We start from the raw sequence: 13,107 nt of genomic DNA on the forward strand, positions 1-13,107 counted from the left end.
GCACCCCTCCGCCGACGCCCCGCCGGCCGCCCGGACCGCACAGAGAGCACCCCACACCCGCCATGGCCCTCAGCCCCGTCCCGGCCCCCGGGCGCCCCGCAGGACACCCGAAGGGGCTCGCGCACGGACAACCGTCCGGCGCGGGCGCCACGCCCCCACGCGGGGTGCGGCCGGGCGAACTGCCCTCGGTGCACGGCGCGCTCCTCTGCGTCGCCCTGCCCGCCCTCGCCGTCTGCGCCGAGCACGGCCAGCTCACGGGAGACGGACCCGAGGGCGTGTACTCGGCGGGACGACGGCTGCTGTCCCGCTGCGTCCTGCGGGTGGCCGGGCGCGAACCCCTCGCCCTCCAGGGCCGGATGGCCTCCGCCGACCGGGCCGTCTTCCTCGGGGCCCTGCGCGTCCCGGGGGGCGCGGGACCCGATCCCGGGCTCGTCGTCGAGCGCTCACGAGGCGCCGACGGAGCCGAGCGCATCACCCTGCGCAACGCGACCTCCCGACCTCTCCGCCTCCCTGTGGAGATCGCTCTGGGCACGGATCTCGCGGACCTGGGCGCGGTCGCGGCCGGCAGGACGGGACCCGAACTCGCCCCCAGCGTCCACGGCACCGGACTGCGCTGGACCGCGACCGACGGACGATCCGTCGCCGTCACCGCGGACCCGCCGCCCATGGACGCCCTGGCGGCGGCCGGGGTCCTCCGATGGGAGGCCGAACTGGCGCCCGGAGCACCGTTCACGATCCGGCTGCAGGTGCGCGGCGACCGTACGGCCGGGGCCGCCACCGCGGGAGTCGGCACAGGACGACCGGGCGGCCACCTCGTCGCCGAGGCACGGGCGGAGGGCGACGACCCGCGCACGGGCGAGCTGCTCAGCGCCTGTGTGGAGGACCTGCGGGCGCTCCTCCAGCGCGATCCCGCCCACCCCGCCGACGTCCACCTCGCGGCAGGCGTCCCCTGGCGCTGCGGACCGGTCACCGCCGAGGCCCTCTGGGCTGCCCGCATGGTCCTGCCCCTCGGCACCCGGCTGGCCGCGACCACGCTCCGCGCGCTGGGACGCGCCCAACTCCAGGGTGCCGGACCCGAGTCCGGGCGCCTGCGGGGCCCCCTCCGGGACGCGGGCCCGTACCTCCCGCCCCGCTGCACGGGCGTCGAGGCCACGCTCGCCTTTCCCGTCGTGCTCGCGGAGGCCCGCCGCTGGGGGCTGCCCCCCGCGGACCTGGAGGAGCTCCTTCCCGTGGCCGAACGCTGCCTGGGCTGGCTGCGCCGTACCGCAGGCGCCGACGGCTTCGTGTCCGACCCGGGGCCCGCCGGTCCCTGGCGGGCCGAGACCCAGGCCCACGCGCACCGTGCGGCACTGCTCGGCGCCGACCTGCTCGACGCCTGCGGGAGACCCGGGGGAGACTCCCTGCGCGAGTGCGCGCGGACCCTGCGCGAGCGGTTCCGGCGCGAGTTCTGGCTCGACGACCCGGCAGGGGGCCGTCCCGCCGTCGCCCGTGCACCCGACGGGCGGACCTGGTCCCAGTTGGGCGGCTGGGCCGCGCACCTGCTGGACACGGGACTGCTGGGCGGCGGCGGGTACGCGCAGGGACTGCTGGACAGGGCCGAGACCGAGCAGCTGGCCAGACTGCTCGCCACCCCCGCCCTCGACTCCGGCTGGGGGCTCCGCGGGCTGGGAACCAAGGAACCCGGCCACAACCCCTTCGGCCACCGGGCCGGTGCGGTCCGGATCCACGAGACGGCGGTCGCCGTGGCCGGGCTCGCCGCTGCCGGCCACGAGAAGGAGGCCGCCTCCCTGCTGCGCGGGCTGCTCGACGCCGCGGCGGCCTTCGGGTACCGCCTCCCCGAGATGTACGCGGGGGAGCAGCGGACGGCGGGAGGGCGCCCGGTGCCGCACCCGGCCGCGTGCAGACCGGCGGCCGTCGCGGCGGCCGGAGCGGTCCAGGCGCTCGTCGCCCTCGCCGGGATCCGGCCCGATGCGCCGGGGCGTTCCGTGTCGGTCCACCCGATGCCCTCGGCGCCGCTCGGAGCGATCAGGCTGTCGGGGCTCGTGGTGGCCGGTGAGCCCTTCGCCGTGCGGGTCGGCAGGCTCGGTCTCGGTATGGTCGAGGAGGCCGCAGAGGGCCTTCAACTGGGGGTGTGACGGGATGCCGGGCGCAGACACGACGGAAGCTTCACGGCGTGGCGAAGAAGTCGTCGCAGATCCTTCCGCGAGGCGTGTTTATCGTCAGGGAGACGACTATGATCGCGGCATGTCTCCCTACGACCCGTCGGCCTATCCGCCTTTCGCTGTCACCGTCGATCTGGTCGTGCTCACCGTGCGGCGCCACGCGCTGTGCACCTTGATCGTGAAGAGAGGGGAGCCGCCGTTCCAGGGGCGGTGGGCCCTCCCCGGCGGCTTCGTGCGCGAGGGCGAGGACCTCGGCGCCGCGGCCGCCCGTGAGCTCGTCGAGGAGACCGGGCTCCGCGCACACGACCCGGGTGACCCGCCGCCCGTACCGGGCAACGGCGCGCACCTGGAGCAGCTGGCCACCTACGGGGCTCCCGACCGCGACCCGCGCATGCGGGTCGTCAGCGTCGCGCACCTGGCCCTGGCCCCGGACCTGCCCGCGCCGCGGGCGGGCGGGGACGCGAACAGCGCCCGCTGGGCCACGGTCGGGGAGCTGCTCGGCGAGGACGGGGCCGCCGGAGACGGGGAGGCCGGGGGAGAGGGAGGCCCGGGTCGGGGAGCCGAGCCGCTCGCGTTCGACCACGCCCAGATCCTCGCGGACGGAGTGGAGCGGGCCCGCTCCAAGATCGAGTACTCCTCCCTTGCCACGGCCTTCTGCCCGCCGGAGTTCACCGTCGGCGAGCTGCGGCGCGTCTACGAGGCCGTCTGGGGCGTCGCCCTCGACCCGCGCAACTTCCACCGGAAGGTGACCGGCACGCCCGGCTTCCTGGTCCCGGCCGGTGGCACCACGACCCGTCAGGGAGGGCGACCCGCACAGCTCTTCCGAGCAGGTGGAGCCACCCTTCTCAACCCGCCGATGCTGCGCCCCGAGGTCTGACCGCCCCGGTCGCACGGCGCCAGGGACGCCAGCCCTGCGCCGAAAGTCCGAAATGTAGCGTTATCTTGCTGCGGTAGCGCCGCCCTGCCGCGGAGCGGTGTCACCTACCGCGAGAGAAGCGATGCTCCAGGCAATCGGACTGACCAGCACACCCCGCCGCGATCGCCCGCCCGCCGTGGACGATCTGACCTTCGAGGCGCCGCCAGGGTCCGTGACCGCGCTCCTCGGCCCTCCGGGCTCCGGCAAGACCACCACGCTCCGGCTCATGCTGGACCTCGATCCCGGCCGGGGGATCACGTACTTCCGAGGTCGGCCGCTGCACGGCGTGGCCCATCCGTCGCGCGAGGTCGGCGTGCTCCTGGGCGACGTCCCCGGGCACCCCTCCCGCACGCTCCGCGGGCAGCTGCGGATGCTCGGCGCCGCTTCCGGAACTCCCGCCGCGCGGACCGGTGAAGTGCTGCGGTCCGTCGGGCTCGCGGGCCTCGAAGGGCGGCGGATCGGCACTCTCCCGCTCGGGGCCGAGCGCCGACTCGGCCTGGCGTGCGCGCTGTTGGCCACCCCGCACGCCCTGCTGCTCGACGAGCCGGCCGCCGGTCTCTCCGCTGCCGAGAGCGCGGGGGTCCACGAACTCCTGCGGGCGCACGCGGTCGGCGGCGGAACGGTTCTCTACACGACACAGGACCCCAAGGACGCGGCCCGCAACGCCGACCGGGTCGTCACCCTCGACCGCGGCCGGCTCCTCGCCGTCCAGGACGCGACCGAGTTCGCGCGCACCCGGATGCGCCACCGCGTCACCGTCCGCACCCCCCACGTCGCGCGCCTGGCCGCGGCCGTGACCCAGGAGGCCAGGGCCGCCCGCCGGCCGGTCGAGGCGGTCGCGGGGGAGGGCAACCTGCTGTCGGTCTACGGCAGCGACTGTGCCACCGTCGGCGACACCGCGTTCCGGCACGGCGTCGTGGTCCACCGACTCGCCGACGAGACCGGCGACACGGCGCAGGCGCCCCCGTCCACGCGCCTGTCGCCGTGCGGGCGCCCGGCCCCGGAGGCCGGCCCGTCCGGGGCCGACGCCACCGAGCAGGAATCCGACGGGCGCCCGGCGGAGTCCTCGCGGGAAGCCGGGCAGGGGTTCGGCGCCACCGCGCGCGGCGACTCGGCCGACGGGAGCACCCGCGCCCGGAAGCCGGCCCGCTCGCCCTCGCGCCCCCTGCGGTACGAGTTCCACCGGCTCGTCGGCGTGCCCAGCTCCGGGCTCGTCGTCGCGACGGTCCTGCTCGTCTCCGTGACCCTCGCCCTGCTCCTCGCGCGTGGAGGCTCGGCCGCGCTGCCCGCCGTCCTGGCCGGCTGGCCGACGATCTCCCCGCTGCCGCCCGCCGCCCTCGGGGCGGGTCTGATCGGGGCCTTCTCCTTCGGCGAGGAGTACCGCTACCCCGCGCTCACCGCGGGTCGCGGCGCCGTCCCCCGGTGGCTCGGCCTGCTGCTCGCCAAGCTCGCCGTGGCGGCGGCCGTCGCCCTCGGGCTCGGTGCGCTCGTCGCGGCGGCGGACCTGGCGGCCCTGAGGCTCGTCTACGGCGGCGACTTGATCCCCGTACCGGACAACTGGCCATCGCTCTGTGCGAGTTGGCTGGGCCTGCTCGTCGGGTGCGCCTGGGCGGGGGTGCTGGGTGCCGGGGTGTTCCGGGCCGCCGCCGCGGGCGTGGCCGCGGTCCTCGCCGTACCCGTCGCCCTCGTCCCGGTCCTGCAGCATGTGCTGACCGGTCCGTCGGTGCGCTCGGTCGCGGGGCTGCCGGCCCGGTTGCGCGAGATCGCCGGCCCGCAGTGGTCCCCGGACGCGGACCGGTGGTTGGCGGGGGCGCTGCGGGTGGTCGGGCAGCCCGCGGGAGTGGCGCTCTCGCTGATGTTGACAGGGTTGCTCTGTGCCTATGTGTTCACCGGGCTTCGCCGGAGGGCCCGTTGGTGATCACGCGCGGATCGAAAGCTTCCGGTTTCCGGGTAACTACCTTGAAAATTGCCCCCTATGTCCGAATAATCGTCAATTGTGTAGGGGGTGCCGATCACCCTTTCGTGTGCTTTTCACCAAAGACCTCAAGGGTCACGGAAGCAACGCCGACAAAGGATGCGTGAGTACCCTTGCGCACACCATGATGACCGCCGCCCGTTCCGTCGAGTCCGGCCTCGGCACCCCGGGCGATCTCGACCGCTACCCCTACGCGGAGGCGCCCGGAGCCGGCCGCGTGGGTCCGCCCTCCTGGGAGGGCGTGGACACCGACCTGGGCCGCGTCGGCCGCCGCAGCGCCGGCAGCCGGGGCCGGGGGCTCCACGGCCAGCTCGTCCAGCAGCTCGGTCAGATGATCGTCTCCGGCGACCTCGGGGCCGACCGCCCGCTCGTCCCCGAGGAGATCGGCCAGCGCTTCGAGGTCTCACGCACCGTCGTGCGCGAGTCGCTGCGCGTGCTGGAGGCCAAGGGCCTCGTCAGCGCCCGCCCCAACGTCGGCACCCGGGTACGGCCCGTCAGCGACTGGAACCTCCTCGACCCCGACATCATCGAGTGGCGCGCCTTCGGCCCGCAGCGCGACGACCAGCGCCGCGAGCTGAACGAGCTGCGCTGGACCATCGAGCCCCTGGCCGCCCGGCTCGCCGCCGGACACGGTCGCGAGGACGTCCAGCAGCGCCTCGCCGACATGGTCGAGATCATGGGCCACGCGTACGCCCAGGGTGACGGGATCACGTTCTCCCGCGCGGACACCGAGTTCCACTCCCTGCTCATCCAGCTCGCCGGGAACCGCATGCTGGAGCACCTCTCCGGCATCGTCGGCGCCGCGCTCCAGGTCTCCGGAGGCCCCGTCACGGGCTGCGACCGCCCGGGCGAGGCCTGCCTCGGCCACCACGCCAGGATCGTCGACGCGCTGGCGACGGGGGACGCGCAGGGTGCCGAAGCCGCCATGCGCCAGCTGCTGACCGTCCACCCCGAGGTGGAGCGCGTCGTTCCCGCCCCCCGCGAACACTGACCGCGGGCCGTGGCCGGGAGCGCGGAGGCGCGCGCATCGCGTGCCGCCGGGTCCGAGCGCGGTCCGGGGAGCCCGGTCGGGTCTCCCCGGATGGCGCCAGGGTTCCGGCGGCGCGAATGTGTCATGATTTACCACTTCGGCCGTTTCGCCGTGAATGAGGTGTGACTCGGGCCACGAAGATTGGGCGTAACACTCCTCCGAGCCGTGCGATGACCTAAGAGGTGACAGCCGAGGAAGGAATACAGCAGCCGTTGAGGGCGCTGTGCAGTTCCCCGGCCCAGCCCGCGCCGTCGGCACATGTCCCGCCGACGGTCGTCGGCTCCGGCCCTCTCCAGGGCGGGGCCGGAAGCCGTTTCCATCGTTCCGAGAGGTTGTTCGTGTCGGCCAGCACATCCCGTACGCTCCCGCCGGAGATCGCCGAGTCCGAGTCTGTGATGGCGCTCATCGAGCGGGGAAAGGCTGATGGGCAGATCGCCGGCGATGACGTGCGTCGGGCCTTCGAAGCCGACCAGATTCCGCCAACCCAGTGGAAGAATGTTCTGCGCAGCCTCAATCAGATCCTCGAGGAAGAGGGTGTGACGCTGATGGTCAGTGCAGCGGAGTCGCCGAAGCGCGCCCGCAAGAGCGTCGCTGCGAAGAGCCCGGCCAAGCGCACCGCCACCAAGACCGTCACTGCCAGGACGACCGTGACGAAGACGACCGTCACGGCCGCGACGGCTGCCGCGACGGACGGCGACGACCTGGCCGACGAGGCCGGATCGCCCGCCAAGAAGGCGGCCGCGAAGAAGACCGTCGCCAAGAAGACGGTGGCCAAGAAGACCGTCGCCAAGAAGACGGCGGCCAAGAAGACCACGTCCAAGAAGGACGCCGACGAGCTCGTCGAGGGCGAAGAGCTCCTCGAGGACGTCGCACCCGGCAAGGGCGAAGAGGAAGAGACCGAGGGCGAGAGCAAGGGCTTCGTCCTGTCCGACGAGGACGAGGACGACGCTCCGGCGCAGCAGGTCGCCGTCGCCGGTGCCACCGCCGACCCGGTCAAGGACTACCTGAAGCAGATCGGCAAGGTCCCGCTGCTCAACGCCGAGCAGGAGGTCGAGCTCGCCAAGCGCATCGAGGCCGGTCTGTTCGCCGAGGACAAGCTGGCGAACTCGGACAAGCTCGCTCCGAAGCTCAAGCGCGAGCTGGAGATCATCGCCGAGGACGGCCGTCGGGCCAAGAACCACCTCCTGGAGGCCAACCTCCGACTGGTGGTCTCCCTGGCCAAGCGCTACACCGGCCGCGGCATGCTCTTCCTGGACCTGATCCAGGAGGGCAACCTGGGTCTGATCCGCGCGGTCGAGAAGTTCGACTACACCAAGGGCTACAAGTTCTCCACGTACGCCACCTGGTGGATCCGTCAGGCGATCACCCGCGCCATGGCCGACCAGGCCCGCACCATCCGTATCCCGGTGCACATGGTCGAGGTCATCAACAAGCTCGCGCGTGTGCAGCGCCAGATGCTCCAGGACCTGGGCCGCGAGCCCACCCCGGAGGAGCTGGCCAAGGAGCTCGACATGACCCCGGAGAAGGTCATCGAGGTCCAGAAGTACGGCCGTGAGCCGATCTCCCTCCACACCCCGCTGGGCGAGGACGGAGACAGCGAGTTCGGTGACCTCATCGAGGACTCCGAGGCGGTCGTGCCGGCCGACGCGGTGAGCTTCACGCTCCTCCAGGAGCAGCTGCACTCCGTGCTCGACACCCTCTCCGAGCGTGAGGCGGGCGTCGTCTCGATGCGCTTCGGCCTCACCGACGGCCAGCCGAAGACGCTGGACGAGATCGGCAAGGTCTACGGCGTGACGCGAGAGCGGATCCGTCAGATCGAGTCGAAGACGATGTCGAAGCTGCGCCACCCGTCGCGTTCGCAGGTCCTGCGCGACTACCTCGACTAGGAGCTGACCGCGATCAAGGCCTCGACCTGCACGCATGTGCAAGTCGGGGCCTTTTTCGTAGGAGCGCAGCGCTCCCAGCCCAGATATCTCGCGCCGCAGAGGCATATGCTTGCGACATGAGCGCAAATCTGGACATAACGTTGCTTCTCGACTCTTGGCTGCTTCATCTCTCTGCCGAGCGGAAGAGCGCGCAGACGCGCAAGACCTATCGCGATGGAGTCCGCGCGTTCCTGCGGTGGTGCGGGGCGGCGGATCGCCCTCCGGTCCTCGACCGGCCGACCGTGAACGCCTTCGTCTCGGCCTTGCTGGACGGTGGTGCAGAGGCGTCCACGGCGCGGTCGCGGCAGCTGGCCGTGCGCCGTTTCTCTGCATGGCTTGCCGAGGAGGGCGAGATCGCTGACGATCAGCTCGTGAGTCTCAAGCCGCCAAAGCTTGATCACAAGGTCGTGGAGGAGCTCGACGATGGCCAGTGCCGGCTGCTGATCAAGGCGTGCGTTGGCCAGGATTTCCGTGACCGTCGCGACGAGGCCATCGTCCGGTTGATGATCGAGACTGGTGCGCGGGCGGGTGAGATCGTGGCCATGGAGATCAGGGATGTGGATCTCAAGGCGGGCATGGCGGTCGTCAGGCGTGGCAAGGGCGGCAAGAGTCGAACTGTGCCCTTCGGTGCACAGACCGGCCGTGCCATCGACCGCTACCAGCGGGCTCGCCGGACGCACCGGTTGGCCGAGACGCCTAACCTGTGGCTGGGGGACAGGAGCAAGGGCTTCACCTATCAGGCGTTGTACAGCGCGCTGAAGGTGCGAGCCGAAGCGGCTGGGATCCCGGACTTTCATCCGCACGTTCTCCGCCACACGGCTGCCGGGCGATGGCTTGCCCGGGGCGGTTCCGAGGGCGGACTCATGGCCGTAGCGGGATGGTCGCGCCGCGACATGATCGACCGGTACACCCGTTCGACGTCCGAGCGTCGTGCGGCCGAGGAGGCTCGCCGACTCAATCTGGGGGATCTGTGAGATACCTACCCCCCACGCAGCGTAGCCGCGCGCCGAGCGGCTCACCTTTTTCGCAACCCGAACAGATCGCGATGATGCTACGTTGCACCGCTTGCCGAAGGAAAGTGGCTTACATCACGGCGCGAGGCGATCTTGAATGGTGGAGGGGCGATCACCACGAAGATTGCGGCGTATTCGACTTCGACTCGGTGAAGGGAAAGACCGCACCGCTTCTCCGCAAGTACGACAGGACTGGCGAGCAGCAGCGAGCGGTCAACATCACGCCGCGTTCCGCATAGCGCGTGTTACGCTCGATGGTCCAGCGCCTCACACGCTGAGGAACCGTCGGCGATCGATGCTGCACGCGGCAGCGACTTGAACCGGTGGCCTAGTACAGGCCGAATGGCGGACCGGGAAGATCCTGAAGGATAGGACTTCCTGCTGCCATGACCGCGCATTCCATGAGCGCTGCCGAGCGTTCCATGCTCGCTCAGATTGCGGCCCATACGCTGTGGGCCAACTGCGAAGACCCCGCCGCACACACTGCCCCTGCTCGCAAGGCGTTCCTCGACCGCTTCGAGCGTGAGGTGGACCCTGACGGCACTCTCACCACCGCAGAGCGCGCACGCCGTGCTGAGCACGCACGACGGGCGTACTTCAAGCGCCTCGCCCTGGCGTCCTCACGCGCCCGTGCCGCCAAGGCTGCCGCCCGCCGAGTCACCGGGCCCCGAGGCGGTCGCGATGCCGAATGACGAGAAGCCTCGGTACTCGGACGCCGGAGGCGCCCAGAGCTACGACATCAGCGTCGTGACCTTCCTCGGGCAGCGGGCCCTGGTCGTGCAGCCGGCCATCCCCGACTCCGCCCCCGCCATGTTCAAGAACGGGCTTGCTATCCGCCGTGCTGCCAACCTGCACGGGCAGTGTCCTGACTGCGAGGCCCGCCCCCAGATGCCGAACCGCGAGGAGCGCCGAGCTCTGAACCGGGCCGGCGAGGCAGCGCAGGCGATCTTTTGCCACGAGGAGTGGTGCGGATGTCTGACCGACGACGAGGGCGGTGCTGTGTGAGCAGCTTCAGTCAGCCTGCCATCGACACAGTTCTCCCCCAGGTCGAGATTCCGCAACGGGAGTCGACTCAGTCTCCGTGGGATGCCGCCGGGTGGAACGCCGGAGCGTGGTTCGCCGCTGCCTATGGCCTCGCCCACGCTTCCGCCGAGGAACGAACGTCGAAGTACGACTTCTGGTTCGGTCCGGCTTCCGACAGCAACTGGGTCCGCCAGGCATTCACGAAGGTCGTCCTGGCCGAGAGAGCCCGCCTCAAGGCAGACCAGGATGGGCAGCAGACGAAGTTCGACGACCTGGAGCGGATGAAGACCACCGCCCGCGAGAGGATCAAGCGGGAGAAGGCCGAACGTCGGATCACCGGCGAGCTGTCCCCGGCCGCCGAGGTGTTTCTGAAGACGCTGAAGGCCGGCGTGCTGAGCGCCGACGACCTGGATGCCATGAAGGACCCCGACCCGATCGTGCCGGGGTGGCTTTACGGCGACTCCCTGAACTGGATCGCCGGCCCCTCGGGCACCTTCAAGTCGTTCATTGCGCACGACCTTGCCGCGCGGTACGGGAAGCCAGAGGCGACCTATCACGGCATCCCCATGGCCCACGGCAAGGCGCTGTACATCGCCGCCGAGGGTGCGTCCATGTTTAAGCATCGGAAGAACGCCTGGCAGAACTTCAACGGCAGGGTCGAGAACGTCTTCTACTACCCGGCCCCGATCCAGCTTGCCGACTTCGAGGAGCAGATGCCCGCGCTGATCGCGTACGCCAAGGCGGAGCGCTTCGGCATGGTCATCTTCGATACCCAGGCAATGTGCACCGTCGGTCAGGACGAGAACACCGCCGAAGGCATGGGCGTCATCATCAACGCCGGCCATAGTCTCCGTGAGGCTACCGGCGGGTGTGTGATCCTCGTCCACCATTTCGACAAGAAGGGCAATGGCATGCGCGGTTCCGGCGCCCAATATGCCGCCGCCAACACCGTTGTCGTCACACTGCGGGCCAGCGACGAGATGACCGTCAAGCTGTCCACGAAGAAGTCCGACGGCGGCAAGTCGAAGGACGACGAGGGTCGCGACGACATCACACTCCGGCTGGACAAGTGGGAGCCCAGGGATGGGGGTCATGGGTCGCTGTGCCCGAACAGGGAGATCATCGACGACTGGACCCGCCATGTCACGGAGAACCTTCCCCAGGTCGACCGTGAGCGCATGGGCATGCTGGAAATCATGGAAGAGTTCGCCCATGACGGCGGTGCACTGGTGGGTGACCTGCGGGACGTGATGAACCAGCTGAACCCTAAGGAGGGCGCCGCCTGGAAGTCGAACGACGCTCGGTCGCACGTCGGTGCCCTTATCCGGAAGGGCTGCGCCGAGAGGAAGGGTGCGCGCTACATCATCACTGAGACTGGCCGCAAGGTGCTCATTCGCTGGCGTGAGGAGCGTCCTGCGGCGGAAACCCCGGATGATTTCCGAGGGCGCGCCTGAGCCTCGCACAGTCCCACGCAGTCTGGCACCGTCCATCACCACCGTCGGTCATCACCATCCCCCTATTGCATAGGGGGAGGATCGATGGTGAAGTGGTGACGGCGACGGTGCCTCGATGGTGATGAATGATGAAATACCTGGTCAGGGCCTTGATCGGATGATGCCAGCGATGGTGATGCCTGATGACGGCCATGGTGACTGCACCCTCATCAGCACCCCCACGATGGTGACGATTTCGGTCGACCCCACCACCGATGCCACCATCTAGGCGTCACCAACAGCAGGTCAGACGGATGACTCGTCTGCCGCTGGCTGGCTATGGTCAGCGTCGGCCGGAACAGTGAATGTCACGTAGGTGCAGCGCCAATATTCACGGCGAAGTGCGGCTCATTGGAGAAGCGCTGCTGTATACGACCGTGAACTGCTTCAGCACCCGTCTGTATGCGACCAGATGCGCCTGAGCGTCTTGGCGCCGTTCTGGATCGGCCTCGGTCTGACCAGCATGTGCAGCGCACCACCGAAGCATGCCATCGGCAGCAATGGTCAACATGTGACACACAGCCCTGGCTCACTCCACTGACGTCGATGACACGCGAAAACGTAGTGCGGCACATCGAAGCTTGCGCTCACGCTGAGTATCCATTAGTCGATGGAGAGTAGCCGCCCCAGGTTGAACAGCGCCCGACGGTCAGCATCTGAGGGCAGAGCGCACGCATAGATTTCGGCTTGCACGAGAGCATCCGCCCGGTGCTCAGAAGCTACACCCGTATGCCCTCGACCGTGCCGTGTGCCTGAGCTCGATCGCTGGCGTACGCGCAGACAACGCTCAATGCCACGCCAACCAGGCCAGCCGCGGCGCCGGCGACCGTCGCCCCCTCTTCGTCCCATGGCGAAGCAGTGTGGCAGAACCCTCATGGGCCTGACCGCCAATCAGCCGGAGCCAGGAGCACTCAGGCCGAGGCCACACGCCGCAGCGAAGGCACGCCTGCCTACTTGGGTGGAGGTCGCTCCGGCAAAGACGGCCGCAGCGGCCACTTGCTAGCCCTCTTCGCCCCCAGCACACGCAGCGATGAACTGCCGAAGGCGGGGGGTGGGGGCACGACGTGTCTCCGGGCCGGCGGTCGACCCCGACCCGTCGACCGTTTCTCTCCCCGATGTGAAATTCCCACATGGTGCAGGTTGACCACCTCCAGGAAGCCGGCCAGCCCCATCGCACTGCGTCCAGCAGGGACCTCACAGAATTTGCCCATCGTCGGGGCTGGACGGCGGGCCTCACCGCCCCCGTCACGCCGCGGTGGCGGCCTACCCACTTCAGCAGTGAGACGGCGTCTTCGTGACGGCGGCACGGCTCTACGCCGAGGCGGCCCGGAAGGCATCCAGCATCGTCGAGCGTGATTACCTGATGTGTAAGGCCGCCCTGCTCAATACTCGCTGCGGGTCATCGATCAGTGGCTGTGCGGCTGCTTCCTGCGTCTTACGTCCGCAGTTGCTGAGGGTCCGGCCGATCTGCCAAGTCCCGGTCCGTGGCCTTGATCACTGAGTCGAACAGCCAAAGCAGCCGATACGACCGAGCTACGCCAAGTAGAAGCGCTCCCTCCACCATCCAGTG

Annotated in this window: 10 protein-coding genes and 1 pseudogene; all 11 read left to right on the forward strand. The window is 70.0% G+C overall.

Features of this window, described 5'->3' with window-relative positions; translation table 11 throughout:
- Nucleotides 1–62: 62 nt before the first annotated feature.
- Nucleotides 63–2,135, forward strand: a complete 2,073-nt coding sequence (locus tag ACF08F_RS31460; RefSeq protein WP_392301927.1) for a glycogen debranching N-terminal domain-containing protein — start codon at nucleotides 63–65, stop codon at nucleotides 2,133–2,135.
- Nucleotides 2,136–2,244: 109 nt separating this feature from the next.
- Nucleotides 2,245–3,039 (forward strand): NUDIX domain-containing protein, encoded by a 795-nt coding sequence (locus ACF08F_RS31465; protein ID WP_392301928.1) that lies wholly within the window; start codon nucleotides 2,245–2,247, stop codon nucleotides 3,037–3,039.
- A gap of 121 nt (nucleotides 3,040–3,160) precedes the next feature.
- Nucleotides 3,161–4,996 carry an ATP-binding cassette domain-containing protein gene (locus tag ACF08F_RS31470; RefSeq protein WP_392301929.1) on the forward strand — a complete coding sequence of 612 codons (1,836 nt, stop codon included), beginning with the start codon at nucleotides 3,161–3,163 and terminating at the stop codon, nucleotides 4,994–4,996.
- Nucleotides 4,997–5,156: 160 nt separating this feature from the next.
- The gene (locus ACF08F_RS31475; protein WP_392301930.1) at nucleotides 5,157–6,044 is read left to right on the forward strand and encodes a FadR/GntR family transcriptional regulator; all 888 of its coding nucleotides are present in this window, start codon (nucleotides 5,157–5,159) and stop codon (nucleotides 6,042–6,044) included.
- Nucleotides 6,045–6,421: 377 nt separating this feature from the next.
- Nucleotides 6,422–7,969: an RNA polymerase sigma factor gene (locus ACF08F_RS31480; protein ID WP_390485930.1), complete on the forward strand. Its 1,548-nt coding sequence runs from the start codon at nucleotides 6,422–6,424 to the stop codon at nucleotides 7,967–7,969.
- Nucleotides 7,970–8,085: 116 nt separating this feature from the next.
- The gene (locus ACF08F_RS31485; RefSeq protein ID WP_392301931.1) at nucleotides 8,086–8,982 is read left to right on the forward strand and encodes a tyrosine-type recombinase/integrase; all 897 of its coding nucleotides are present in this window, start codon (nucleotides 8,086–8,088) and stop codon (nucleotides 8,980–8,982) included.
- Between the two features lie 425 nt (nucleotides 8,983–9,407).
- Nucleotides 9,408–9,713: a hypothetical protein gene (locus ACF08F_RS31490; RefSeq protein WP_392301932.1), complete on the forward strand. Its 306-nt coding sequence runs from the start codon at nucleotides 9,408–9,410 to the stop codon at nucleotides 9,711–9,713.
- Nucleotides 9,703–10,026, forward strand: a complete 324-nt coding sequence (locus ACF08F_RS31495) for a hypothetical protein (protein WP_392301933.1) — start codon at nucleotides 9,703–9,705, stop codon at nucleotides 10,024–10,026. Before ACF08F_RS31490 ends, ACF08F_RS31495 begins: the two co-directional genes overlap by 11 nt.
- Nucleotides 10,023–11,498 (forward strand): AAA family ATPase, encoded by a 1,476-nt coding sequence (locus tag ACF08F_RS31500; protein ID WP_392301934.1) that lies wholly within the window; start codon nucleotides 10,023–10,025, stop codon nucleotides 11,496–11,498. The genes ACF08F_RS31495 and ACF08F_RS31500 overlap by 4 nt, the downstream gene beginning before the upstream one ends.
- A 115-nt stretch (nucleotides 11,499–11,613) precedes the next feature.
- Nucleotides 11,614–11,766, forward strand: coding sequence for a hypothetical protein (locus ACF08F_RS31505; RefSeq protein ID WP_392301935.1), 153 nt, complete (start codon nucleotides 11,614–11,616; stop codon nucleotides 11,764–11,766).
- A 1,011-nt stretch (nucleotides 11,767–12,777) separates the two neighbouring features.
- A pseudogene (locus ACF08F_RS31510) lies at nucleotides 12,778–12,930 on the forward strand (RNA polymerase subunit sigma-24); the annotation flags it as partial.
- Between the last annotated feature and the right edge of the window lie 177 nt (nucleotides 12,931–13,107).

The sequence above is a fragment of the Streptomyces sp. NPDC015130 genome (assembly GCF_043080005.1).
Lineage (GTDB): Bacteria > Actinomycetota > Actinomycetes > Streptomycetales > Streptomycetaceae > Streptomyces.